The sequence below is a fragment of the Micromonospora sp. WMMD734 genome, assembly GCF_049178975.1.
GTDB classification, from domain to species: Bacteria; Actinomycetota; Actinomycetes; order Mycobacteriales; family Micromonosporaceae; genus Micromonospora; species Micromonospora wenchangensis.
In genome coordinates this window covers 3,299,856-3,323,130 of sequence record NZ_JBMHMK010000001.1, presented here as the reverse complement: position 1 = coordinate 3,323,130, position 23,275 = coordinate 3,299,856, and the positions used below count along the sequence as shown (strand labels likewise).

General features: G+C 74.9%; 24 protein-coding genes. 15 read left to right on the top strand and 9 right to left on the bottom strand.

The window, feature by feature from the left end:
- The gene (locus tag ACN267_RS14130; RefSeq protein WP_088644069.1) at positions 1-213 is read right to left on the bottom strand and encodes a hypothetical protein; all 213 of its coding nucleotides are present in this window, start codon (positions 211-213) and stop codon (positions 1-3) included.
- Between the two features lie 161 nt (positions 214-374).
- Here ACN267_RS14130 and ACN267_RS14125 point away from each other — a divergent pair, with 161 nt between their 5' ends.
- On the top strand, positions 375-1,679 hold the full coding sequence (locus ACN267_RS14125) for an MFS transporter (protein ID WP_204961291.1): 1,305 nt from the start codon (positions 375-377) through the stop codon (positions 1,677-1,679).
- 142 nt (positions 1,680-1,821) lie between these two features.
- On the opposite strand, the gene ACN267_RS14120 is transcribed toward ACN267_RS14125, so the two are convergent.
- The 4 genes from ACN267_RS14120 to ACN267_RS14105 all read right to left on the bottom strand — a co-directional run bounded on the left by ACN267_RS14120 (position 1,822) and on the right by ACN267_RS14105 (position 4,177).
- Complete coding sequence (locus ACN267_RS14120; RefSeq protein WP_421488876.1) at positions 1,822-2,085, bottom strand: hypothetical protein; 264 nt, start codon at positions 2,083-2,085, stop codon at positions 1,822-1,824.
- 114 nt (positions 2,086-2,199) lie between these two features.
- A complete protein-coding gene (locus tag ACN267_RS14115; protein ID WP_281899028.1) occupies positions 2,200-2,661 on the bottom strand; it encodes an SRPBCC family protein in 462 nt (153 codons plus the stop codon).
- A gap of 52 nt (positions 2,662-2,713) precedes the next feature.
- Entirely contained in the window at positions 2,714-3,130 is a 417-nt protein-coding gene (locus ACN267_RS14110) for a DUF2795 domain-containing protein (protein WP_281899026.1), read from the bottom strand.
- A 63-nt stretch (positions 3,131-3,193) separates the two neighbouring features.
- A complete protein-coding gene (locus ACN267_RS14105; protein ID WP_421488875.1) occupies positions 3,194-4,177 on the bottom strand; it encodes a YihY/virulence factor BrkB family protein in 984 nt (327 codons plus the stop codon).
- A 167-nt stretch (positions 4,178-4,344) separates the two neighbouring features.
- Here ACN267_RS14105 and ACN267_RS14100 point away from each other — a divergent pair, with 167 nt between their 5' ends.
- A complete protein-coding gene (locus ACN267_RS14100; RefSeq protein WP_204961295.1) occupies positions 4,345-4,746 on the top strand; it encodes a ChaB family protein in 402 nt (133 codons plus the stop codon).
- Positions 4,747-4,788: 42 nt separating this feature from the next.
- Here the strand turns inward: ACN267_RS14100 and ACN267_RS14095 are convergent, their stop codons facing one another.
- The gene (locus ACN267_RS14095) at positions 4,789-6,222 is read right to left on the bottom strand and encodes an aldehyde dehydrogenase family protein (RefSeq protein ID WP_281899021.1); all 1,434 of its coding nucleotides are present in this window, start codon (positions 6,220-6,222) and stop codon (positions 4,789-4,791) included.
- Between the two features lie 70 nt (positions 6,223-6,292).
- On the opposite strand from ACN267_RS14095, the gene ACN267_RS14090 reads away from it, so the two are divergent.
- Positions 6,293-7,897 (top strand): phytoene desaturase family protein, encoded by a 1,605-nt coding sequence (locus ACN267_RS14090; RefSeq protein WP_421488874.1) that lies wholly within the window; start codon positions 6,293-6,295, stop codon positions 7,895-7,897.
- Positions 7,898-7,925: 28 nt separating this feature from the next.
- Here the strand turns inward: ACN267_RS14090 and ACN267_RS14085 are convergent, their stop codons facing one another.
- Together ACN267_RS14085 and ACN267_RS14080 are read right to left on the bottom strand one after the other, a co-directional pair.
- Positions 7,926-8,693 carry a polyprenol monophosphomannose synthase gene (locus ACN267_RS14085; protein ID WP_281899017.1) on the bottom strand — a complete coding sequence of 256 codons (768 nt, stop codon included), beginning with the start codon at positions 8,691-8,693 and terminating at the stop codon, positions 7,926-7,928.
- A gap of 89 nt (positions 8,694-8,782) precedes the next feature.
- Complete coding sequence (locus ACN267_RS14080) at positions 8,783-9,232, bottom strand: SRPBCC family protein (RefSeq protein ID WP_308447869.1); 450 nt, start codon at positions 9,230-9,232, stop codon at positions 8,783-8,785.
- A gap of 184 nt (positions 9,233-9,416) precedes the next feature.
- Between ACN267_RS14080 and ACN267_RS14075 the strand changes: the two genes are divergently transcribed.
- From ACN267_RS14075 to ACN267_RS14040, 8 genes are read left to right on the top strand one after another with little or no spacing between them, the layout of a single operon-like run.
- Positions 9,417-11,114: an HAD-IIIA family hydrolase gene (locus tag ACN267_RS14075; RefSeq protein ID WP_421488873.1), complete on the top strand. Its 1,698-nt coding sequence runs from the start codon at positions 9,417-9,419 to the stop codon at positions 11,112-11,114.
- On the top strand, positions 11,111-12,073 hold the full coding sequence (locus ACN267_RS14070) for a glycosyltransferase (protein WP_421488872.1): 963 nt from the start codon (positions 11,111-11,113) through the stop codon (positions 12,071-12,073). The genes ACN267_RS14075 and ACN267_RS14070 overlap by 4 nt, the downstream gene beginning before the upstream one ends.
- On the top strand, positions 12,058-13,275 hold the full coding sequence (locus ACN267_RS14065; RefSeq protein ID WP_421488871.1) for a glycosyltransferase: 1,218 nt from the start codon (positions 12,058-12,060) through the stop codon (positions 13,273-13,275). The genes ACN267_RS14070 and ACN267_RS14065 overlap by 16 nt, the downstream gene beginning before the upstream one ends.
- Complete coding sequence (locus ACN267_RS14060; protein WP_281899011.1) at positions 13,275-14,045, top strand: D-sedoheptulose-7-phosphate isomerase; 771 nt, start codon at positions 13,275-13,277, stop codon at positions 14,043-14,045. The genes ACN267_RS14065 and ACN267_RS14060 overlap by 1 nt, the downstream gene beginning before the upstream one ends.
- Positions 14,042-15,526: a PfkB family carbohydrate kinase gene (locus ACN267_RS14055; RefSeq protein ID WP_421488870.1), complete on the top strand. Its 1,485-nt coding sequence runs from the start codon at positions 14,042-14,044 to the stop codon at positions 15,524-15,526. Before ACN267_RS14060 ends, ACN267_RS14055 begins: the two co-directional genes overlap by 4 nt.
- Entirely contained in the window at positions 15,523-16,224 is a 702-nt protein-coding gene (locus ACN267_RS14050; RefSeq protein ID WP_204961305.1) for an SDR family oxidoreductase, read from the top strand. Before ACN267_RS14055 ends, ACN267_RS14050 begins: the two co-directional genes overlap by 4 nt.
- Positions 16,221-17,231 (top strand): glycosyltransferase family 9 protein, encoded by a 1,011-nt coding sequence (locus tag ACN267_RS14045; protein WP_421488869.1) that lies wholly within the window; start codon positions 16,221-16,223, stop codon positions 17,229-17,231. Before ACN267_RS14050 ends, ACN267_RS14045 begins: the two co-directional genes overlap by 4 nt.
- Position 17,232: 1 nt before the next feature.
- Positions 17,233-18,216 carry a DNA topoisomerase IB gene (locus ACN267_RS14040; RefSeq protein WP_204961307.1) on the top strand — a complete coding sequence of 328 codons (984 nt, stop codon included), beginning with the start codon at positions 17,233-17,235 and terminating at the stop codon, positions 18,214-18,216.
- A gap of 201 nt (positions 18,217-18,417) precedes the next feature.
- Here the strand turns inward: ACN267_RS14040 and ACN267_RS14035 are convergent, their stop codons facing one another.
- The gene (locus ACN267_RS14035; RefSeq protein ID WP_421488868.1) at positions 18,418-19,452 is read right to left on the bottom strand and encodes a helix-turn-helix domain-containing protein; all 1,035 of its coding nucleotides are present in this window, start codon (positions 19,450-19,452) and stop codon (positions 18,418-18,420) included.
- Positions 19,453-19,798: 346 nt separating this feature from the next.
- Here ACN267_RS14035 and ACN267_RS14030 point away from each other — a divergent pair, with 346 nt between their 5' ends.
- The 4 genes from ACN267_RS14030 to ACN267_RS14015 all read left to right on the top strand — a co-directional run bounded on the left by ACN267_RS14030 (position 19,799) and on the right by ACN267_RS14015 (position 23,222).
- Positions 19,799-20,953, top strand: a complete 1,155-nt coding sequence (locus ACN267_RS14030; RefSeq protein ID WP_281903127.1) for a helix-turn-helix domain-containing protein — start codon at positions 19,799-19,801, stop codon at positions 20,951-20,953.
- A gap of 84 nt (positions 20,954-21,037) precedes the next feature.
- Entirely contained in the window at positions 21,038-21,274 is a 237-nt protein-coding gene (locus ACN267_RS14025; protein WP_421488867.1) for a hypothetical protein, read from the top strand.
- Positions 21,261-22,463: a helix-turn-helix domain-containing protein gene (locus ACN267_RS14020; RefSeq protein WP_421488866.1), complete on the top strand. Its 1,203-nt coding sequence runs from the start codon at positions 21,261-21,263 to the stop codon at positions 22,461-22,463. Before ACN267_RS14025 ends, ACN267_RS14020 begins: the two co-directional genes overlap by 14 nt.
- 315 nt (positions 22,464-22,778) lie before the next feature.
- A complete protein-coding gene (locus ACN267_RS14015; RefSeq protein WP_421488865.1) occupies positions 22,779-23,222 on the top strand; it encodes a hypothetical protein in 444 nt (147 codons plus the stop codon).
- Positions 23,223-23,275: the final 53 nt, after the last annotated feature.

Sequence of the window (23,275 nt, the reverse complement as noted above, 5' to 3'; positions counted from 1 at the left end):
TCAGTCCGCGCTGGTGGCGTCGGCCGGGCGACGACGGCTGGCGTCGTCGGCGATGATCACGGTGGCCACCATCAGCGCGACGCAGAGGCTGAACAGCCACGAGTCGTCGGAGGAGAACCTGGCGGAGACCGGGGCCTGGACGGCGGCGAGCAGGAAGCCGAGCCAAGCCAGACGACGCTGACGAGGGGTGAGGAAACCGGAGCCCTGTTGCATCCCGAAAGTCTTGCGCGACCCCTTCGGATTACCGGCAGCCGAACGGCGGATTCTGGACGACCTGTCCGGTTTACTGCCCGCTCGGGCGTTCCAAACCACCGGTTCGGGGGAGGCGACAATCACGTCGACCCGTTCTCGGTGATGCGGCAGGATGAGCCTCCGTGTCCGTCGCTCCGCCCCGTACCTCACTGCTCCTGCTCGCCTACCTCGCCTTCGTCAGTCTCGGCCTGCCCGACGGCCTGCTCGGCGTCGGCTGGCCCTCGATCAGCGCCGAGTTCGGCGTACCGACCGGCGCGGTCGGGCTGGTGCTCACCGCCGGCACGATCGGGTACCTGACCTCCAGCGTCCTGGCCGGTTTCACCCTCGCCCGGCTGGGCGTGGGCCGGCTGCTGGCCGGCAGCACCCTGCTGGCCAGCCTCGCGCTGACCGGGTACGCCAGCGCCCCGGCGCTGACCGTGCTGATCGGCTGTGCGCTGGTGCTCGGCCTGGGCTCCGGGGCGATCGACTCCGGTCTCAACGCGTACGCCGCCGGGGCGTTCGGCCCCCGGCACATGAACTGGATGCACGCCTTCTTCGGCCTCGGCGTGGCGATCGGCCCGCTGGTGATGACCGCCATGCTGAGCACCGGGGCCGGCTGGCGCTGGGGGTACGCGGTCACCGCCGCCGCCCAGCTCGCGTTGGCCACCGCGTTCGCGCTCACCGTCGGCGCATGGCGGGACCGCACGGCCGGCTCCCCGCCGTCGCCCGCCGCGCCGGTCGACCGGACGGTCGGTGCGCGGCCCGACGACAGCGTCGTCGCGCCGGCCGGCCACCCCGGACCGGTCGACGGTCCGGCGGTGGCCGGGCGTGGCGGGTCGGCCGGTGGCCCGGCGGGGGTGCGGATCGCCGACACGCTCCGGTTGCCCGCCGTCTGGTTCGGCGCGCTCGCCTTCGCCGTCTACGTGGCCATCGAGGTGTCCGCCGGGCTCTACGCGTTCCTGCTGCTCACCGAGGGGCGGGGGGTGTCCGCTGAGGCCGCCGGGGTGGCGGTCTCCGGCTACTGGGGCAGCCTCTTCGTCGGCCGGGTGGTGCAGGGGCTGGTTGCCGAGCGGCTCGGCACCGCCCGGGTGCTGCGGGGCAGCCTGCTGGGCATGGCCGTCGGCGCGGTGCTGATCGCGCTGCCGGGGCCGGGCTGGGTGACGGTGGCCGGCCTGGTCGTCCTCGGGTTCGCCGCCGCGCCCGTGTTCCCGCTGCTCACCCTGAGCACCGCCGAACGGGTCGGCCGGCAGCACGCCGACCGGGTGATCGGCGTGCAGATCGGCGCCGCCGGCATCGGGGCGGCCCTCATCCCGGCTGGGCTCGGCGTGCTGCTCGGCGACATCTCGGTGCGGCTGCTCGGCCCGGCGCTGACCGTGCTGGCGGTGGCGCTGCTGGTGGCGCACGCCGCAGCCGCCCGCCAGACCGCCGCGCCGCCCCCCACCCACTGAGCCCGCTTCCGCCCTTCTCGGGCTCGGCCAGCCAGGGCAATCGGGCTTCTGGGCCGATGATGCGGTGTCGTTCGACCGGGACACCGCATCATCGGCCCCCATGCCGCCGACCCCGACCCGACGCGGGCCCCGACGCCGACCGTCACATCGTGTCGGGCCCGGTACGTCCCGTCGTGGAGGGGCGGTAGGCGCGCTCGGTGTCGGTCATCTCCCGGCGCCCGGTCTGCGGGCCGGCACCCCGGTCCACCGGTTCGGGGCCGTGCCCGAAGGTGGCCTCCTCGCCCGCGTCGTTGCCGGTCGGGTCGTCGGCCTGCCCGTCGATGGTGGATCTGGCGATCGCCCGGTCCAGCTCCTCCAGCGGCGTCCTCTGCTCGTCCCGCCACACCCTGCCGTCGTTGTCCGTCATACCTGCGCGGTACCCCGACCCGATGATCGCAAACGGTCGGACCCGGACGCGGCGACGGCCGCCGGTTCACCGGCGGCCGTCGGGGCTGTGCGTCCGTGTCGGGGGAGACGGGGATCAGGGCTGCGGACGGTCGACCGACCCGCGCCACGCCCCGGTCTCCTGACCGCGACGCTCGATGAACTGCTTGAACCGCTCCAGGTCGCCCTTGGCCCGCCGGTCGACCACACCGAGCTTGTCGCCCGCCTGCTCGACCACGCCGTGCGGCTCGAAGTCCATCTGCAGGGTGACCCGGGTGTTGCCCTCGTCGAGCCGGTGGAACGTCACCACACCGGCCTGCTGGGTGCCGCCCGTCGACTTCCAGGCCACCCGCTCGTCGGGGAGCTGCTCGGTGATCTCGGCGTCGAACTCGCGCTTGACCCCGGCGATCTCCACCGTCCAGTGGGTCATCGTCTCCGACAGCTGCCGGACCTCCTGCACCCCCTCCATGAAGTGGGGGAACTCCTCGAACTGGGTCCACTGGTCGTAGGCGGTCCGTACCGGTACCGACACGTCCACGTGCTCGATGACGCCGCTCATGCGAAATCCTCCTCTGGCCGCTGGTGTCCGTCCGGATCGTGGGCCGATCCGGTCACCAACGCGTCGTCTCGTTCCGGTGCCCGAGTGCGGCCCACACCTCGGAAATCGTCTGGAAACGGGTGCCCTCCGGCAGGCGCTCCAGGGCGGCCACCAGGTCGTCGGGCGCGTCGTTCTCCCGCGCGTTGGCGACCAGCGCCAGCCGGTCGCCGGGCAGGGCCGTCATCGTGATGAACCGGCCCAGCCGGCTGCGCGCCTCCACGTCCTGTGCGGTCATCCCCTGCGGGGTGCCGGTGCGCAGGTCGCCCGCCGGTGCCGTGGTCGCGCCCGGCTGGTCCTCGCCGGCCGGCTCCGCCTCGCGGAACTCCTCGACCCGGGAACCACCGGCCCCCGACCCCTGGACCAGGCCGCTGACCTCCTGGCTCATCTGGTCGTCGACCCTCGGTGCGTGCTTGCTGCTGCCACGTTCCATGTCTGTTGTGCTACCCGCGCCCGCCCCGGGGAAACACCGACCCGGACGCCGGACCCGACGGGGTCACGAACCGGCGGTGGCCTTCGGCGGCAGCACCGGCTCACCCGGGTCGTCGACGCCCGCCTGCAACCGACGCCCCCGCTGCAACTCCGCGTTGATCTGCACCCCGAACATCAGCGCCGAGTTCGACAGGTACAGCCACACCAGGAAGGCGATCACCGCCCCCAGGCTGCCGTAGGTGACGTCGTACGAGCCGAAGTTGGCCACGTACAGGCCGAAGCCGAAGGAGACGACGATCCAGGACAGCAACGCCACCGCCCCGCCCGGGGTGAGCCACCGGAACCGGGGCTGCCGGACGTTGGGGGCGATCCAGAACATCAGCGACAACAGCGTCATCATCACCAGCGCCAGCACCGGCCACTTCACGACGCTCCACGTCGTCCGGGCCAGCCCACCGGCACCCACCAGGTCGCCGACCGCGTCGGTCACCGGGCCGCTGACGATCAACCCCAGCGCCACCACCGCGAGCAGCAGCAGCGACACCCCGGCCAACCCGATCTGCAACGGGCGCAGCCGGTAGAACGGGCGGCCCTCCTGTACCCCGTAGACCGCGTTGGAGGCCCGGGTGAACGCGCCGATGAACCCGGACGCCGACCACAACGCGCCCACCAGACCGAAGCTGAGCAGCACCTTCGTCCCGCTCTGCTGGTCGACCACCGTGCGCACCACCGACACGAAACCCTCGTTGCCGACCACCGAACCGGCCCCGATGTCGCGGGCCAGGTCCAGCACGGTGTCCACCGTCCGCTCGCCGTCGGAGACCAGCCCCACCAGGGCCACCACCACGACCGTGGACGGGAACAGGGCGAGCACCCCGTAGTAGGTCAACGCCGCCGCCCAGTCGGCGCAGTTGTCCTTCACGAAACCCCGGCCGCTGCGCACCAGCACCCCGCGCCAGGTCGACCAGCTCAACTGGCGTACCCGGCGGGGTACGCGTACCCCCGGGTCGTCACCGGCGGCCGTGGTCGGCTCCGTCGTCGCTGCCATGCTCGGCTCCTCGTCGCCCGACGACCCGGCGGACCCGGCGTCCGGCGCGCGTCTGGGCCCGGCGGTACCCGACGGTGGAAATCGACAAACCCGACGTCGGTGTTTGCCGGTGCGGGCCCAGGGAACCGTTGGGGTCAAGCCAGGAAATCGACGCGGAGGAGGACGGGATGCCCGGGCGCGAGGTACTGCCCAGCACGCTGCGACGCTCCCCGGAGAAGGCGCAGCGCACCTGGGAGAAGACACACGACTCGGCGGTGCAGACCTACGGCGAGGGGGAGCGGGCGCACCGCGCCGCCTTCGCCGCCGTCAAGCACAGCTTCGAGAAGGTGGGCGACCACTGGGAAGCGAAGGGCCGCAAGGGCCCCAGCGACCGCCAGGCCGAAGGCGGCGGCCCCGCCCGCCGGGCCCCCACCGCCGGTGGGGTGGACGCCAACGCCACCAAGGACCACCTGATGCAGGTGGCGAAGAAACTGGACGTGCCCGGCCGCAGCCGGATGACCAAGCCGGAACTGGTCAAGGCCATCGAGAAGGCCAACAACCGGGCCACCCGCAAGGCCCGCGGCGACTGACCGGAAGTACGCGCGGGGCCGCCCCGGACGGGGCGGCCCGGCTCACCAGTGGCCGCCGGCCGGCGGTTGCAGGTGCACCGCCTTGACCGTGCTGAACTCGTCCAGCAGCTCCGGGCCGTACCCGAAGCCCTGGCCGCTGCCCCGGCGCGGCTGCGCGGCACCACCCGGCGCGCCCCCGAACACCGCGTTGACCTTCACCGTGCCCACCGGCAGCTCCCGAAAGGCCCGCTGGGCGTGGCTCATCGACCCGGTCAGCACCGTCGCCGCCAGCCCGTACGGCGAATCGGCGGCACACCGCAGCGCCTCGCTGAACGAGTCCACCGTCACCACCGCCGCCACCGGCCCGAACGTCTCCTCCCGCACCAGCGTCATCTCCTGCCGGCAGTCGGTGACCACCGTCGCCGGATAGAACGCCCCCGGCCCGTCCGGCAGCACCCCACCGGCGCGCAGCGTCGCCCCCTGCGCCACCGCGGCCGTGACCTGCCCGTGCACCTGGTCGCGGTGCCGCCGGTCGACCAGCGGGCCCAGCTCGGTGGCCGGGTCCCGGCCCGGCCCGACCGTCAGCGCCCCGGCCCGCTGCACCAACGCGTCGACGAAGTCCTCGGCGACGTCGCGGTGCGCGTAGATCCGCTCCACCGCCACGCAGAGCTGCCCGGCGTTGGCGAACGCGCCCAACGCCGCCTGCCCGGCCGCCCACCCCGGGTCCACCCCGGCGTCGACCACCAGCGGGTCGCTGCCGCCGTTCTCCAGCAGGGCCTTCGCCCCGGTCCGGGCACAGGCCGCCGCGATCGCCCGGCCGGTCGCCGTGGCACCGACGTGCGCGACCACGTCCACCGGCTGCGCGGCCAACGCCGCGCCCACCTCCGCGCCCCCGGTCAGCAGGGACAGCACGCCCGCCGGGAACACCCCGTCGAACAGCCGGGCCAGCAGCCACCCGGTGACCGGGGTCCGCTCGCTCGGCTTGTAGAGCACCACGTTGCCGGTGACCAGGGCCGCGCCGAGCAACCCGCAGGAGACCGCCACCGGGTCGTTCCACGGGGTGATCGCCGCCACCACCCCCCGCGCCTGCGGCAGCATGAAGTCGATCGCGTCGCCGTCGCCGTGCAACGTCCGGCCGCCGCGCAGCGGACCCAGCTCGGCGTACTGGCGCAGGGTGCCGACGCCGGCCGCCACCCCGCCCCGGGCGTCGCCCAGCGGCTTGCCCATCTCCGCCGTGGTCGCCGCGGCCAACTCCTCCGCGTCCGCCGCCACCGCGTCCGCCGCCTGGTGCAGCAGCTCCGCACGCTGCGCCGTCGGGGTCGCCGCCCACTCGGCGGCCACCTCCCGGGCCGCCTCGACCGCCTTGGCCACCTCGTCCGCCGTCGCCACCGGCACGGTGCCGACCGGGGAGCCGTCAGCCGGGTCGTGGACCGTCAGCTCACCACCCTCGCCGCCCGCGCCCCACACCCCACCGATGAGTTGCTCCACCCGGTACATGCGGCGGGATGCCCCGCTCCCGCCGAAGCAAACGCGTTTCGCCCGGTTGCCCGCCGGGTAGCCGGATCCGATGACCTCGCCGGGCACGGACACCGCGGACGCCGTCGTCATCGGCGCCGGACACAACGGCCTGGTGGCCGCCAACCTGCTCGCCGACGCCGGCTGGGACGTGCTGGTGCTGGAGGCGACCGGCGCACCCGGCGGGGCGGTCCGCTCCGCCGAGGTCACCGCCCCCGGCTACCTCAGCGACCTGTACAGCTCCTTCTACCCCCTCGGGTACGCCTCCCCGGTGCTGGCCGGCCTCGACCTGCCCCGCTACGGCCTGACCTGGACGCACGCCCCCGACGTGCTGGCCCACCTGCTGCCCGACGGGCGGGCCGCGGTGATCAACCGGGACCTGGACACCACCGCCGCCTCGCTGGAGACGTTCGCCCCCGGCGACGGGGACCGCTGGCGGCACGCGTACGCCGACTGGGCGCAGGTGTCCGGCCCGATGCTCGACGCCATCACCACCCCGTTCCCCCCGGTACGCGGCGGACTGGGCCTGCTGCGCCAACTGCGGGTCGGCGGCGCGTTACGGCTGGCCCGCCGCCTGGTCCTGCCGGTGCGCAAGCTCGGCAGCGAACTGTTCACCGGCGACGGCGGCCCGGCGCTGCTGGCCGGCTGCGCCCTGCACACCGACCTGTCCCCCGAGGAGGCCGGCTCCGGCGTCTACGGCTGGCTGCTGGCCATGCTCGGCCAGCAGGTCGGCTGGCCGGTGCCGGTCGGCGGCGCGCAGCGGATCACCGACGCGCTGGTGGCCCGGCTCACCGAGCGGGGCGGCCGGATCAGCTACCGGGCGCGGGTCGACCGGGTGCTCACCGCCCGGGGTCGGGCGGTGGGCGTCCGTACCGTCGACGGGCAGCTGTGGCGGGCCCGCCGGGCGGTGCTCGCCGACGTGCCCGCCCCCGCCCTCTACCTGGACCTGGTCGGGGCCGCCCAACTGCCGCCCCGACTGGTCGAGGACCTGGCCCACTTCCGCTGGGACGGCTCCACCCTCAAGGTCGACTGGGCGCTGTCCGCCCCGCTGCCGTGGACCAACCCGGCGGTGGCCGGCGCCGGCACCGTGCACCTGGGCGCCGACCTCGACGGCCTCACCACGTACTCCGCCGAACTGGCCCGGGGTGAGATCCCGGCGAAGCCGTTCCTGCTGGCCGGGCAGATGACCACCGCCGACCCCACGCACTCGCCGGCCGGCACCGAGTCGCTGTGGGCGTACACCCACCTGCCGTTCCGGCGGTACTGGCGGGCCGAGGACGTCGCCCGCCAGGTCGACCGGATGGAGGACGTGCTGGAGGCCGCCGCCCCCGGGTTCCGCAGCCTGGTCGTCGGCCGGCACGTCGCCGGGCCGGCCGAGCTGGAACAGGGCGACCCGAGCCTGGTCGGCGGGGCGCTGGGCGGCGGCACCGCCGCGGCGTACCAGCAGCTGTTCCTACGCCCGATCCCCGGCCTGGGCCGGGCCGACACCCCGGTCGACCGGCTCTACCTGGCCAGCGCGTCGGCGCACCCCGGCGGCGGGGTGCACGGCGCACCCGGCGCGAACGCCGCCCGGGCGGCGCTGGCCCGCGACCGCGCCGTCACCGGCGGCGTGTACGCCGGCATGATCGACGCCGCGCACCGGACGCTCTACCGCTGAACCGTCCACCCACGACCCCGCTGCGGGGTCAGGAGTCCAGGTTGCGGTGCCGGGTGCGCAGCTTGAACGGCATCAGCGCGCTCTCCACCTTGGTCGCGGTGGTCATCTTGGACGCGCCGTCGCGCCGCTCCTCGAACCGGATCGGCACCTCCAGGATGGTGTGCCCCAGCTTGGTGGCCAGGTAGTGCATCTCCACCTGGAAGCTGTAACCGTTCGACTGCACCCGGTGCAGGCCGATGTCGCGCAACGCGTCGGCCCGCCAGATCTTGAAGCCGGCGGTCAGGTCGCGGATGCGCACCCGCAACAGGGTGTGCACGTAGAGGTTGGCCCAGCCGCTGAGTGCGCGCCGGTAGAGCGGCCACGCCTCGTCGAGCTGCCCGCCCGGCACGTACCGGGAGCCGATCACCACCCCCGCCTGGGTGGACAGCAGCGCGCCCAGCATCCCGGGCAGCGCCTCCGGCGGGTGCGACAGGTCGGCGTCCATCTGCGCCACGTACTCCGCGCCGCCGTCCAGGGCCCGGCCGATGCCGTCCACGTACGCCCGGCCCAGGCCCTCCTTGCCGGCCCGGTGCACGACCTGCACCCGGTCCGGGTTCTCGATGGCCAGCTTGTCGGCCACCTCACCGGTGCCGTCCGGCGAGTTGTCGTCGGCGACGAGCACCTTCAGGCCCGGCAGCGGAAGGGCCAGCAGCCGTTCGACCAGCACCGGGAGGTTGCCCGCCTCGTTGTAGGTGGGGACCACGACGGTCAGGCGTGCGTCCCGCCACGGTGACGGCAGCTCCACGGGTTCGATCATCTCGGACATCCTCAGTCGGGGTCGGCATTCCCCCACAGGGTAGCCAAAAGCCCGACGGGACCCCGCCGAGGCTCCCCGCGACCGCCCGGTCACCGTTCGGCGCGCGCATCGGCCTTCTGCCGGGTGGCGATGTCGCAGAGCCGGCGCAGCGTCTCCTTGTTGCGCTGGTGCAGCACCAGGTCGTTGAGCTTGTTGCGGACCCAGCGCAACGGGCCCGCGGCGAAGTCCTCGCCGATGCGGACCCGGGTCGCGCCGTCCCCTTCCGGGGTCAGCGTGAACACCACGACCGCCTCCCCGGCCGGCCACAGGCCGGCCCGCAGCACCAGCCGGTGCGGCGGCTCGCAGACCAGCACCGTCGAGGCGTCCTCCAGGGAGAACGGCCAGGGGCCGGCCCGGTGGTGCAGTCGGGTGCCGACCCGGGGCCACTGCGCGTCGACGTCACGCACGTGCACCGTGCCGACCACCCAGTCGCTGTACGTCCAACCGTCGGCCAGCACGTCGAAGACCTGCTGCGGGGGTGCATCGATCACTTTCTCCACGACTGCCACCGCTGAGCAGTACCCGGGCCGGCCCGGCCTAACCCGCCGCGTTAGCTTCTCCGGGCCGACGGGTAACGCTGCACCGACCCGGTTCGGGTCGACGGCGCGGCCCGGCCCGACGCCGGGCGGCGTACCGCCCGGTAGGGCCAGGTTTACTCCCCGGGGCCTCGGGAACCCGCCGCCCGTGCGACGGGACGCGGAGCCGTATCAGCGCAGGTCAGGCCGGGTTGATCCGGTCGCTGGCCGGGGCGGCCGCGCACTGTACGACGCGGTGCTGCTCGACCGGGACGGCACCCTGATCGAGGACGTGCCCTACAACGGCGACCCCGACAAGGTACGGCCGGTGCCCGGCGCGCGGGCGGCGCTGGACCGGCTGCGCGCCGCCGGGCTACGGCTCGGCGTGGTCACCAACCAGTCGGGGCTGGCCCGGGGGCTGTTCACCGCCGCCCAACTGCGCGCGGTCAACGCGCGGGTCGAGGAGCTGCTCGGCCCGTTCGACACCTGGCAGTGCTGCCCGCACGACGAGCGGGCCGGCTGCGCCTGCCGCAAACCCGCGCCCGGCATGGTGCACGCCGCCGCGCGGGCGCTCGGCACCACCCCGGACCGCTGCGTGCTGGTCGGGGACATCGCCGCCGACCTGGGCGCCGCCGCCGCGGCCGGCGCGGCCGGGGTGCTCGTGCCCACCCCCACCACCCGGGCCGTCGAGGTGGCCGCCGCCGGGCAGGTCGCCGCCGACCTGCCCGCCGCCGTGGAGCTGATCCTCACCCGGTCCGCCCTGGTCGCCGGCCCGCCGCCGCGCCGGGCCGGCACCGTGCTGGTGGTGCGCAGCGACTCCGCCGGGGACGTCCTGGTCACCGGCCCGGCCGTCCGGGCCGTCGCCGGGTACGCGCAGCGGGTCGTGCTGCTCTGCGGCCCCCGGGGCCGCGCCGCCGCCGCCCTGCTGCCCGGCGTCGACGAGGTCGTCGAGTGGCCGCTGCCCTGGATCGACGGCACGCCCGACCCGGTCGACCCGGCGGACATCGACCGGCTCACCGACCGGCTGCGCGCGGTCCGGGCCGACGAGGCGGTCGTGTTCACCTCGTTCCACCAGTCGCCCCTGCCGCTGGCGCTGCTGCTGCGGCTGGCCGGCGTGCCGAGGGTCAGCGCGATCAGCGACGACTACCCGGGTTCGCTGCTCGACGTGCGGCACCGGGTCCCCGCCGGGCTGCCCGAGCCGGAGCGGGCGCTGTCGCTGGCCGCCGCCGCCGGTTTCACGCTGCCGCCCGGCGACGATCCGCGACTGCGGGTCCGCGCCGACCGGGTGCCGCCGGCGCCGGCCGGGCTCGGCGGCCCCGGGTACCTGGTGCTGCACCCCGGTTCGGCGGTGCCGAGCCGGGCCGTGCCACCGGAACTGGCGGCCCGGATCGTGCGGACCCTCACCGCCGCCGGGCACCGGGTGGCGGTCACCGGCGGACCCGACGAGACGGCGCTGACCGCCCGGGTGGCCGGCGACACCGGCATCGACCTGGGCGGCCGGACCGGCCTGGCCGACCTGGCCGGGGTGCTCGCCCACGCCGGCGCGCTGGTGGTCGGCAACACCGGGCCGGCGCACCTGGCCGCCGCGCTGGGCGTGCCGGTGGTCAGCCTGTTCGCCCCCACCGTCCCCTACGGACAGTGGGGGCCCTACCGGGTGCCGACGGTCCGGCTGGGCGACGCCGCCGCACCGTGCCGGGACACCCGCGCCACGGTCTGTCCGGTGCCCGGCCACCCCTGCCTGTCGGCCGTCGAACCGGGCCGGGTCCTCGACGCGGTACGCCTGCTCGGCGTCCCCGCCGACGCCCCGGCCGGGGTGACGCCGGCCGGGGTGACGCCGGTGACCGCCGGGCGGGGGAGTCGGCGATGAACATCCTGCTCTGGCACGTGCACGGCTCCTGGACCACGTCCTTCGTGCACGGCAGGCACCGCTACCTGGTGCCGGTCACCCCCGACCGGGGCCCGTACGGGCTGGGTCGGGCGCGCACCTACCCGTGGCCGGACACCGCCGTCGAGGTGACCCCGGAGCAGTTGCGCCACGCCGACGTCGACGTGGTGCTGCTGCAACGCCCCGAGGAACACGACCTGGCCCGGCAGTGGCTCGGCCGGGCGGTGCCGGCGGTCTACGTCGAGCACAACACCCCCAAGGGCGACGTGCCGAACACCAGGCACCCGATGGCCGACCGGGAGGACCTGCTGCTCACCCACGTCACCCACTTCAACGAGCTGTTCTGGGACAACGGGTCCACCCGCACCGCCGTCGTCGAACACGGCGTGGTGCCACCCGCGGTGACCTGGACCGGCGAGCTGGACCGGCTCGCCGTGGTGATCAACGAGCCGGTACGCCGGAATCGGATCACCGGCACCGACCTGCTCGCCCGGTTCGCCGAGATCGCCCCGCTGGACGTGTTCGGCATGAAGGTGGCCGGGCTCGCCGACCACCTGGGCCTGCCGGCCGACCGGTTGACCAGCCACGACGACGTCCCGCAGCACCTGATGCACGCCGAGCTGGCCCGGCGGCGGGCCTACCTGCACCTGTGCCGGTGGACCTCGCTCGGGTTGAGCCTGATCGAGGCGATGACCATCGGGATGCCGGTGGTCGCGCTGGCCACCACCGAGGCCGTGCAGGCGGTGCCTCCCGCGGCGGGGGCGTTGTCCACCCGGGTCGACACCCTGCTGGCCGCCGCCGCCCGGTTCGTCGCCGACCCCGCCGAGGCGCGTCGCGCGGGTGCGCAGGCGCGGACCGCCGCGCTGGGCCGTTACGGCCTGGACCGTTTCCTCGCCGACTGGGACCGCCTGCTGGAGGAGGAAGTATGCGCATCGCGATGATCTCCGAGCATGCCAGCCCGCTCGCCGTGCTGGGCGGTGAGGACGCCGGTGGGCAGAACACGCACGTCGCGGAACTCTCCGCCGCGCTGGTGGCGGCCGGCCACGACGTCCGGGTCTACACCCGACGCGACGCCGTCGACCTGCCGGTCGCCGTGCGCGCCCCGGACGGGTACGAGGTGGTGCACGTGCCCGCCGGGCCGGCCGAACCGGTCGCCAAGGACGCCCTACTGCCGCACATGAAGGAGTTCAGCCACTGGCTCACCGGCCGCTGGCGGGGCGGGGACTGGATGCCCGAGGTGGTGCACGCGCACTTCTGGATGAGCGGGTTGGCCGCGCTGGCCGCGGGCCGGCGGACCGGGGTGCCGGTGGTGCAGACGTACCACGCGTTGGGCACGGTCAAGCGGCGTCACCAGGGGGTCCAGGACACCAGCCCGGCCCGGCGGATCGGCTACGAACGGGAACTGGGGTGCGCCGTCGACCGGGTCGTCGCCCAGTGCAGCGACGAGGTCGGGGAGCTGGTCCGGCTCGGCGTACCCCGGTCCCGGATGACCGTCGTGCCGTCCGGGGTGAACCTGGACACCTTCGCCCCGCTCGGCCCGGCCGTCGACCGTGACGCCGACCGGCCCCGGGTGCTCACCGTCGGCCGGCTGGTGGAACGCAAGGGCTTCCAGACGGTGATCCGGGCGATGGCGCTGGTGCCCGACGCCGAGTGCGTGGTCGTCGGCGGGCCGCCCGCCGGGCTGCTGGAGACCGACCCGTACGCCCGGCGGCTGCGGGCGCTCGCCGGCACCTGCGGGGTCGCCGACCGGGTCCGGCTGGTCGGGGCGGTGCCCCGGGAGGAGATGGGCCGCTGGTACCGGTCGGCCGACGTGCTGGTCGCCGCCCCCTGGTACGAGCCGTTCGGGCTGACCCCGTTGGAGGCGATGGCCTGCGGGGTGCCCGTCGTCGGCACGGCGGTCGGCGGCATCCGGGACACCGTGGTCGACGGGGTGACCGGGGACCTGGTGCCGGCCCGGGACCCGCAGGCGCTGGGCGACGCGCTGGCCGGCCTGCTCGGCGACCCGGCCCGCCGCTACGGCTACGCCACCGCCGCGTTGCAGCGGGCCCGCCGCAGCTACTCGTGGGCCACCGCCGCCGACCGGTTGACCGAGGTGTACGCCGAGGTCGCCGCCGTACGCAGGCCGAGCCGGGTGGTCGCCTGATGACGACCTCGACCCGGGCGGCACGGGCCGGCCTGCTCGACGCGCACCTGACCCTGCTGGCCGAGGCGCTGCTGCCGTACCGTGCGGCGGAGCCGTTGCTGGCCCGCTGGGGCACCGAGCTGGCCGGCATCCTGGTCGGCGGCGGGCGGTTGCTGGTCGCCGGCAACGGGGGCAGCGCCGCCGAGGCCCAGCACCTCACCGCCGAACTGGTCGGCCGGCTGCGCGACGAGCGCCGGCCGCTGTCGGCGATCGCCCTGCACGCCGAGACCTCCGCGTTGACCGCGATCGGCAACGACTACGGCTACGACGAGGTCTTCGCCCGGCAGGTGCGGGCCCACGGCCGTCCCGGTGACGTCCTGCTGCTGATGTCCACCAGCGGGTCCAGCGGCAACCTGCTCGCCGCGGTGGCCGCCGCCCGGGAGGTCGGGCTGCGCTGCTGGGCGTTCACCGGCCCGACGCCGAACCCGCTCGCCGACGCCTGCCACGAGGCGCTGGGCGTCGCCTCGCCGGACAGCCAGGTGGTGCAGGAACTGCACCTGGTCTCCACCCACGTGCTCTGCGAGTACGTCGACCGGGCGTTGCCCACGGCGCTGACCGCGCTGGCCGGCCAGGCGGCGGCCAGCGCCGCCGCGTCGGCGGCCCGGCCCGTGGACCCGGCGGCGGACGACCCGGTCGACGCATCGCCGGTGGCCGACGGCGGGCCGGTCCGGGCCGGGGTGGAGGTGGTCGTCGACCCGACGGCCGACCGACGGCGTGGGGACCCGGCGTGAGGGGCCCGCTGGTGGTGCTCGGGGACACCCTGCTCGACCGGGACGTCGAAGGGGTGGTGAACCGGCTGTGCCCCGACTCGCCGGTGCCGGTGCTGGACGAGACGGCCGCCGCCGACCGGCCGGGCGGGGCGGGCCTGGCCGCCGTCTTCGCCGCCGCCACGGGTGCCGAGGTGGCGCTGGTGACCGCGCTCGCCGACGACGCCGGGGCGGCCCGGCTCAGCTCGCTGCTCACCGCCGCCGGGGTGCAGGTGTACGGGCTGCCGCTGGCCGGGGCGACCCCGGAGAAGGTCCGACTGCGGGCCCGGGGCCGGGTGCTGCTGCGCCACGACCGGGGTGGCATGGCGGGCGAACCGGGGCCACCCACCGAGGCGGTGCTGCGGCTGCTCGCCGGGGCGTCCGCCGTGCTGGTCAGCGACTACGGCCGGGGGGTGGCCCGACAGCCGGCGCTGCGGGCGGCGCTGGCCGCGACCCGCGCCCCGGTGGTCTGGGACCCGCACCCCCGGGGCCCGGTCGCGGTGCCCGGGGTGCGGCTGGTCACCCCGAACGAGCCGGAGGCCCGGGAGTTGGCCAAGGTGCCGCCGGGCGGGTCCCGGCTGGCGGTCGCCGCCCGCGCCGGCCAGGGACTGCGGGAACGCTGGCGGGCCGGGGCGGTGGTGGTCACCCTCGGGGGTGACGGCGCGCTGCTCTGCTCCGCCGGGGCGACGCCGCTGATGGTCTCCGCGCCGGTCAGCGCCGAGGGGGACACCTGCGGGGCGGGGGACCGGTTCGCCTCGGCCGCCGCGGTGGCGCTCGCCGGGGGCGCGCTGGTCTCCGAGGCGGTCCAGGCGGCCGTCGGCGCGGCGTCGGCGTACGTGGCCGACGGCGGGGTGGCCGCCGCGCTGCCCGTACCGGTGCGGGACTGCCCGCCGGTGCTGGTCGGCGGCGGGGAACGGATCGGGGCCGCCGCGGCGGGCGCGGTGGTGGCCGAGGTCCGCGCTGCCGGTGGCACCGTGGTCGCCACCGGGGGCTGCTTCGACCTGCTGCACGCCGGGCACGTGGCGACGTTGCAGGCCGCCCGGCAGCTCGGCGACTGCCTGGTGGTCTGCCTGAACTCCGACACCAGCGTCACCGGCCTCAAGGGCCCCGACCGGCCGGTGATCCCGCAGGGCGACCGGGCCCGGCTGCTCGCCGCGTTGAGCTGCGTCGACGCGGTGGTGGTCTTCGACGAACCCACCCCGCACGCCACGCTGGGCTGGCTGCGGCCCGACGTCTGGGTCAAGGGCGGGGACTACGCCACCGGCGTCGGCGACGGGCCGGGCCTGCCGGAGGGCGAGCTGTTGCGCCGGTGGGGCGGGGACAGCGTGGTGGTGCCGTACCTGGACGGGCGCTCCACCACCGACATGATCGCGGCGGCCCGGGGCGAACGCCGGCGCACCGGCCGGCCGGAGCCCGCCGGGTCCCCGGTCGGACCGGCGCATCCGACGACGGAGGGAGCACGATGAGCAGCAGTCCACCCGGTGCCGGTCCGGCCGTCCTGGTCACCGGCGGGTCGAGCGGCCTCGGCGCGGCGGTGGTCACCGCCGTCGCGCGCGCCGGCGGACGACCGCTGGTGCTGGACCGGCGACCCCCCGCCGACGGGGTGCCGTGGATCGAGTGCGACCTGGCCGACACCCGGGCCGCCGAGGAGGCCACCCGGGACCTGGCCGAACGGGTCGGCGGGCTGGACGCGGTGGTGACCGCCGCCGGCATGGACGTGCCCGGCAGACTGGCCGACGTCCCCCGCGACACCTGGGAACGGATCGTCGTGGTGGACCTGCTCGCCACGGTGGCGGTGGTCCGGGCCGCGCTGCCCTACCTGGAGGCGTCCCGGGGCAACGTCGTCACGGTCGCCTCCACCCTGGGCGTCAAGGCGGTCGGCGACGCCACCGCGTACTGCGCGGCGAAGTTCGGGGTGGTCGGGTTCACCAGGTCGCTCGCCGCCGAGCTGGCCGGCAGCGTCGGGGTGACCCTGCTCATCCCCGGCGGGATGCGCACCGCGTTCTTCGACGACCGCGACCCGCAGTACCGTCCGGGCCCGGACGCGAAGCTCAACGACCCGGCCGACACCGCCGCCGCGATCATGTTCGCGCTGTCCCAGCCGCCCGGTAGCACCGTGCGGGAACTGGTGGTCTGCGCCGAGCAGGAGACCTCGTACCCGTGATCCTGGTGTTGCGGGCGCTCGGCGTCGGTGACCTGGCCACGGCGGTGCCCGCGCTGCGCGCCCTGCGGGCCTGGCATCCGGGCGAGGAACTGGTGCTGGCCGCGCCGGCCTGGCTGGGCCCGCTGGTCGAGCTGGTCGGCGGGGTCGACCGGCTGCTGCCCACCGACGACCTCGGCCCGCCGCCCTGGCCCGTCCCGCCGTCGGCCGACGGGTCGTCGCCGGGCGTGCCGCCGTGGTCCGGGCGGCTCCCGAATGACGTGCCGCCGTGGTCCGGGCCGCCGCCGCGGGTGGCGGTCAACCTGCACGGACGCGGGCCGGGGTCACACCGGATGCTGGCCGGCGCGGGCCGGCTGGTGGCCTTCCGGTGCCCGCCCGCCGGGCACCGCGACGGCCCCGACTGGGACGACGACGAGCACGAGGTGGACCGCTGGTGCCGGCTGCTCCACTGGTACGGCATCCCGGCCGACCGCACCGACCTGGCGTTGCGCCGCCCACCGCCGGGCCGGCTGCCGGCCGGGGTGACCGTGGTGCACCCGGGCAGCAAGGTCGAGGCGAAGCGGTGGCCGGCGGACCGGTTCGCCGCGCTGGCCCGGCGGCTGGCCGACCGGGGGCACCGGGTGGTGGTGACCGGCTCGGCCGGGGAACGGGACCTGGCCGCCCGGGTGGCGGCCGACGCGGGCCTGCCCCGCTCGGCGGTGCTGGCCGGCCGGACCGACCTGGGTGAGCTGGCCGCCCTGGTGGCCGCCGCCCGGCTGGTGGTCAGCGGGGACACCGGGGTCGGTCACCTGGCCACCGCCTACCGGGTCCCGTCGGTGCTGCTGTTCGGCCCGGTGCCGCCGGCCCGCTGGGGCCCGCCGGCCGACCGGCCGTGGCACCGGGTGCTCTGGGCCCCGGGCGGGGATTGCGCCGCCGTGCCCGGGGTAGGTACGGCGTCGAGATGGGCGGCGCTCCCGGTCGACCGGGTGCTGGCCGCCGTGGACGAGGCCGAGGAAACGGTACGGGTCTGAGGTGCGACTACGGCGCAGTGATCCGGGTCGGGCGGGGTACGGGCGTCGCCGGCGCGGCAAGGGCTGGACCTTCCTGGACCGGCACGGTGAGCGGGTGCGGGACCCGGACACGCTTGCCTGGCTGGGCGAGCTGGTGATCCCGCCGGCCTGGTCCGACGTGTGGATCGCGCCGTACCCCAACGGGCACATCCTGGCCACCGGCACCGACGCCGCCGGACGCCGGCAGTACCTCTACCACCCGCAGTGGCGGCGCAAGCGCGACGAGGCGAAGTTCGACCACGTGCTGGAGGTGGCCCGCCGGCTGCCGACCCTGCGCGACCGGATCGCCGGTGACCTGGCCGGGCGGGGGCTGAACCGGGACCGGGTGCTGGCCACCGTCGTCCGGCTGCTCGACATGGGCGCCTTCCGGGTCGGCAACGAGCAGTACGCCGTCGGGGAGGACGCCACCTTCGGCGTGTCCACCCTGCGCCCGGAGCACGCCCGGTCCCGGGGCGGCTGCGTGGTGTTCGAGTTCCCGGCCAAGGGCGGCGTCGAACAGGTCCGCCGGATCGAGGACCCGCAGCTGTGCCAGGTGCTGACCACCCTGCGGCGGCGTCGGCGTACCGAGGAACGCCTCTTCGGCTACTGGGACGGGCGGGTCTGGCGGGATGTGCGCAGCGACGAGGTCAACGGCTACCTGCGCGACGCCAGCGGCGGCGAGATGACCGCGAAGGACTTCCGCACCTGGCACGCCACCGTCCGGGCGGCCACCGAACTGGCGACCGTGGGGACCCAGCGTTCGGTGACGGCCCGTCGCCGGGCGGTGGCCGGGGTGATGCGGGCGGTGGCCGACCTGCTCGGCAACACCCCCACGGTGGCCCGGACCTCGTACGTGGACCCCCGGGTGGTCGACCTCTACCACGAGGGCGTGGTGCTGCCGGTGCCCGCCGACGCCCCGCGTGAGCAGGTCGAACGGTCGGTGCTGGAGCTGCTGGCGGAGACCTGACCGACCCCGCCGCTGTTCCTGGGGGGAAGGCGCGACGGGGCCGGGGCCGGTGCGGCCGGGGAGCCATCCGGGCGACGGCGGTCGTGTGCCGGACGGGCTGCGGCACCGGGCGGCCGTCCGTGACCCGCCTGGGTCACGGACGCCACGCCGCGGTCCCCCGTTACCGTCGGGCCGGGCGGTCGGGTGACCGCCGGCCCACGGTCAGTATGTCGGTCCCGGGTTGACTGCGGACGCCGTGCTGTTGACGATCCGTGCCTGTTGCAGGTGCAGTTCCCGGTACGCCTGGGGGGTGAGCTGGTGGGCGGCCCGGAAGGCCCGGCTGAAGTGCGCCTTGTCCCGGAAGCCCCAGCGGGCGGCGACGGCCTGCACCGGCCGGTGGGCCAGCGTCGGGTCGGCCAGGTCCCGCCGGCACCGCTCCAACCGCAGCTGCCTGATGTACGACGCCACCGTGGCGTGCTCCTCCTCGAAGAGCCGGTGCAGGCTGCGTACCGAGATGTGGTGTGCCTCGGCGATGGTGGCCGGGGTCAGCCCGGCGTCACCGAGGCACCGCTGGACGTACGCCTGCACCTGGGCGAGCAGTGCCCGGCGGCGTACCTCGCGGGGCATCTCGTCCTCGGCGACCAGGTACCGGCCGAGCATGGTGGCGATCAGGTCCAGTGCCACCCCGCCCAGCCGCTCGGCGTCGGCCTGCTGGTACTGCTCCGGATGGCTGGTGATCCGGGTCAGGTACTGGGCGACCAGCGCGCCGACCCCCTCGCTGGCCGACATCCGGCCGGCCAGCAGCGGGGCGAGCTGGTCCGGGGTGAGCGGGAGCGCCCCGTACGGGACCAGGGCGACGATCGAGGCGGCGTGCTCCGCGCCGTTGCCGTCGCCGAGGTGGCTCACCTCGTGCGGCCGGGAACCGTCGTAGAAGGTGAACTCACCGGCCCCGAGCCGGCTCTCCCGCCCGGCCTGCCCGGCGATGCCGGTGCCGTTGGTGGTGAGGGCGAGCATGTGGAAGTCCACCTCGGTGCGGCGGACCAGCTTGGGGGTGCGGACCGCCGCAAGCGACGGGTAGCGGTAGCGCACCAGCCGGATCGGGCCCAGCTCGACGAACTCGGCGCGGGCCCGGAAGTCGTGTTGGTGGTCGGAGCGGATGCGCAGCGGCGCGGCGGTCCGGGCGACCAGGTCGAGCCACATCCCGAACCGTTCCGTCGGCGGCAGTTGTTCGGTGTCGATCACTGTGCGGTGCACCATGTCCGGCCTCCCCGTCGGCGGGCACTTCCCCTCCATTCTGGACGAAGACCCCACGCCCGGAGGGTCGGGTGCGCACGCGGGGTGCGCAGATGCCGCTGTTTCGCGGAAATAGCGGCATGGGAGCGCCGGGGATACCAGTCCATCGGCGACATTGAGTCGATCAACTGACTCGCGCTCGCTCGGCATCGTTCTTGAGCGCCGGCCGGCGGCCGGCGCGGGGTGTCACGCATCCGGTGGTGCGGGTGTACGTTCCGTGGTGGCAGCCTGTCGGTTCCGGCCGGTGGGGATCTCGTGTCACCGGGGGAGTGTGCTGATGCCTCGTCGCTCTATTCCTGACGATCCGTCGATCGGTGATCGTATTCGTGCTCGCCGGGAGTTGCGTGGTTGGAGCGTGCGGTATGCGGCCAGTCGGGCGGGCATCTCCCATACGTCGTGGTCGCGTATCGAGCGGGGGCTGCAGCGCACCGACCGGTACATGGTGGTGGATCTGGCGGCGGCCCTGGAGTGTTCGGTGGTCGACCTGACGGGTCAGGCGTACACGCCGGCTGACCGGCAGCTCGACGCGGCCCGCATTGATGCCGAGCGGGTCTGGCGGATCATGATGGACACCCCGTTGACCAGGCGCTCCGCCGCGACGGCGACGCTCGAACAGGTGCGCGGTGAGGCGGCGCTGGTGCGCGGACTGTACGGGCGGTGCGATTACGCGGGCGCGTTGCGGCGGCTGGTGGATCTCGTCCCGGCGATGCACGCCCTGGTGGACCGGCGGGCCGCGTTGTCGGAGATGGTGCCGGTGTACGGCGTGGCCATGGGGTCGTTGCTGAACGTGAGCTATCCGGCCCATGCCTGGCTGGCTGCGGAGCGTTGCGCCGAGGCTGCCGGGTTGCTCGACGACGGGGTGGCGATCGGGGTGGCGGCGGCCAACCGGGCGCGGGTGTCGGCCTACTCCGGGGCCTACGGGCCGGCCCGCGCGTGGTGTGACGCGGCGGCTGCCGATCTTGCGGGTAGCGCTGCCGATGGCGCGTTGGACGTGCTGGGGTTCCTGCACCTGGCGCGGGCGCACCATCTCGCCGGTCTGCGGGACCGGGCCGGTGCCGAGGATCATCTCGCCGAGGCCGCGCGGATCGCCGCGCACACCGGGGAGACCGAGAGTTGGGATCTCGTGTGGGGTCCACGGAACGTGGCCCTGTGGACGATGGCGTTCCAGCTCGACACGGGTCGCCCGGAAGCGGCGATGCGGACGGCGGCGGGTGTGGAGCTGGCGGGTCTGCCGGCGGTGCGTCAGGTGTACTTCTGGCTCGACATGAGCCGCGCGGCCGAGGCTACCGGTCGGGATCGTGACGCCGTACGGATGCTGCTCGCTGCGGAGCGGATCGGGCCGCAACATGCCCGCTCGTCGGTCGCCGCCCGGGAGACGGCACGGTCGTTGCTGCGTAAGGGGGCGACCTCGCCCGAGCTGCGGGGCCTCTGCGAACGGATGAGCCTGCCCGTGGGTGGTGCGTAAGCGTTCCAACCCTTGCGCGTGCGCTCCGTAGCGTCGTGATCACGGTGTGGTGACGCCTCGTTGGTCTGGTGACCGGCCGTCGCTGTGCCGCTGATCGTGCGCGGCGGCAGCTTCAGTCCGTACCGCCGCGCCCATGCGAAGGGGACGCAGGTGGGCGACGAAGAACGTGATCCGGGCGAGAGTCGGGGCGAGCGGATTCAGGCGGTCGAGCGGGAGGCGGCGCGGCGGCGGCTGCTCGCGCAGGCCGAGGCGGAGCGGATTCCGGTGGAGGAGACGACGCGGGCGGTGCCGGATCGGCGGTGGCGGCGTGGACAGCAGTGAGCTGTTGCCGGTGGGTCGGCGGGTGGCGCACTGGCGGGGGCGGCGTGGGTTGTCGCAGCAGGTGTTCGCCGACCGGTTGGGTAAGTCGAAGAGTTGGGTGGACAAGGTCGAGCGGGGTGTCCGGACCCTGGACAAGGTGTCCACGCTCCAGGACATCGCCGCTGTGCTGTGTATCGATCCGGGTGTGCTGCTCGGCGGGGACCTCCGGCCGGCCGACGTGCCCGGTCCGGTGGAGGCGGTGGAGCGGGTCCGCGAAGCGTTGTCGACGTACGACATCGCGGTGGGTCGTTCGACAGTGCGGGGCCAGGTGCTGTCGGCCGGTCGGCTGGCACGAGACGTCGCCCACGCCTGGGGCATGTTCCAGCACGCCCGCTACCCGCAGGTGACCGGGCTGCTCCCGGGTCTGGTGATCGCCGCGCAGCGTGCGTACGCGGATGATCCGGTGGCGGGGCGGTCGGTGCTGGTGGAGGCGTATCGGGTCACCGCGTCACTGCTGGTCAAGCTGGATGAAGGAGAACTGGCGTGGTTGGCTGCCGATCGGGCGATGACCATCGCGGCCGGTGATGCGGTGCTGGTGGCCACCGCTGCCGTGCAACTTGGCCGGGTGCTCCGCGCTTCGGGGCGGGCCCGGGCGGCGAGGTCCACGGCGCTGGCCGCCGCGTACCGGATCGCTCCACCCGACCTCGACGACGGGCGCGTCCCGGTGCTGTCGCTGTGCGGTGCCCTGGTCATTGAGGCCGCGTTGTCCGCAGCCCGAGACGGCGACGATCACGCCACGGCCGACCTGCTCGACGAGGCCGCCGAGATGGCGGCCCGGGTCGGCGACGGCCACGACCACTATCGGACCGCCTTCGGGCCGGTCGCGGTGGACCTGGCCCGGGTCGTCGCCGCTCTGGATCTGGGCGATGCCGGTGCAGCGGTGGCCTGGCACGAGAAGGCCCTCGCCTGCGACGGCTGGCGGTGGCTACCGGCGGAACACCGCGCCGGGCACCTGCTCGCCGCCGCCCGCGCCTACCTGCGCACCGGCGACTCGGCCAACGCCAGCCGCGCCCTCATAGCCGCCGAGCACGCTGCCCCCGCCGAGGTGCGCCACCGGCCTACCGCCCGATCGGTGCTCGCCCAGTTGGCCCACGACCCACGGGCTTCAGCCGCGATCATCCAGCTCGCCGCCACCCTCCGGGTGACCTGAGCATGACCGCGCCGTTCCTGTCCCTGGCCCAGATCCGCAACCGACTGATCCTCGCCGCCCGCCGCGCCGAACGATCCGCGCCCGACGGTCGCTGTCCCCTCTGCGGTGCCGTGGCGACCGCTGGACGTCCGCCACGTCGTTGAAGAAGGGCGACGGTTTCCGGCCTGCTCTCGGGAGGCGTTATTGGCCTTTTGGATGGTTTTCGATGTCGGTCTCCCGACTCCGGGGCGGCGTCCGTCCGTCCAGGGTGTCTGGCGTCGACAGGTTGCGATATTCCTATGGGTTGGGCATGTGGCGACCGATCAGGGGGCTGTGATGGCGGCGGAGGAACTGCTCGCGTTGGCGGGAGCCGGTGGTGCGGCACTGGTGGGCGCGGTGGCCCAGGACGCGTGGGTGCTGGCGAAAACCGGCTTCGTGCGGTTGCTCGGCCGGGGTGACCGGGCGAGAGAGGACGCGGTGACGCAACAGTTGGAGCGGACCCGTGGTGCGGTGGAGACGGCGGGCGCGGACGGCGACCGGGTGCGTGCACAGCACGAGGCGCTGTGGGCGGGCCGGCTAGAGGACCTGCTGATCGAGCAACCGACTGCCGCCGCCGAACTGGAGGCGCTGGTACGGCAGGTCGCGGCGAGCGCCGGGGTCCGCTCGGCCGGTCACGTGGTGCAGCATGTCACCGCCTCCGGCAACGCGCGGCAGGCGGTGCTGGGCCACGGCAGCCAGGTGAACACGTTCGGCACCGCGCAGGCGCGCGCCGATGACTGAGTCGTCCGACGGTCCAGCGACCGAGCCGGCACGCAGTCGCGGATCGGATGACG

Bases quoted from the DNA above. Each gene is read 5' to 3' on its own strand.
- ACN267_RS14065 (WP_421488871.1), top strand. From the start codon at position 12,058: ATGCGCATCGCGATGATCTCCGAGCATGCCAGCCCGCTCGCCGTGCTG.
- ACN267_RS14130 (WP_088644069.1), bottom strand. From the start codon at position 213: ATGCAACAGGGCTCCGGTTTCCTCACCCCTCGTCAGCGTCGTCTGGCT.
- ACN267_RS14095 (WP_281899021.1), bottom strand. From the start codon at position 6,222: ATGTACCGGGTGGAGCAACTCATCGGTGGGGTGTGGGGCGCGGGCGGC.
- ACN267_RS14090 (WP_421488874.1), top strand. From the start codon at position 6,293: ATGACCTCGCCGGGCACGGACACCGCGGACGCCGTCGTCATCGGCGCC.
- ACN267_RS14100 (WP_204961295.1), top strand. From the start codon at position 4,345: ATGCCCGGGCGCGAGGTACTGCCCAGCACGCTGCGACGCTCCCCGGAG.
- ACN267_RS14035 (WP_421488868.1), bottom strand. From the start codon at position 19,452: ATGGTGCACCGCACAGTGATCGACACCGAACAACTGCCGCCGACGGAA.
- ACN267_RS14060 (WP_281899011.1), top strand. From the start codon at position 13,275: ATGACGACCTCGACCCGGGCGGCACGGGCCGGCCTGCTCGACGCGCAC.
- ACN267_RS14105 (WP_421488875.1), bottom strand. From the start codon at position 4,177: ATGGCAGCGACGACGGAGCCGACCACGGCCGCCGGTGACGACCCGGGG.
- ACN267_RS14120 (WP_421488876.1), bottom strand. From the start codon at position 2,085: ATGACGGACAACGACGGCAGGGTGTGGCGGGACGAGCAGAGGACGCCG.
- ACN267_RS14085 (WP_281899017.1), bottom strand. From the start codon at position 8,693: ATGATCGAACCCGTGGAGCTGCCGTCACCGTGGCGGGACGCACGCCTG.
- ACN267_RS14115 (WP_281899028.1), bottom strand. From the start codon at position 2,661: ATGAGCGGCGTCATCGAGCACGTGGACGTGTCGGTACCGGTACGGACC.
- ACN267_RS14110 (WP_281899026.1), bottom strand. From the start codon at position 3,130: ATGGAACGTGGCAGCAGCAAGCACGCACCGAGGGTCGACGACCAGATG.
- ACN267_RS14050 (WP_204961305.1), top strand. From the start codon at position 15,523: ATGAGCAGCAGTCCACCCGGTGCCGGTCCGGCCGTCCTGGTCACCGGC.
- ACN267_RS14070 (WP_421488872.1), top strand. From the start codon at position 11,111: ATGAACATCCTGCTCTGGCACGTGCACGGCTCCTGGACCACGTCCTTC.
- ACN267_RS14015 (WP_421488865.1), top strand. From the start codon at position 22,779: ATGGCGGCGGAGGAACTGCTCGCGTTGGCGGGAGCCGGTGGTGCGGCA.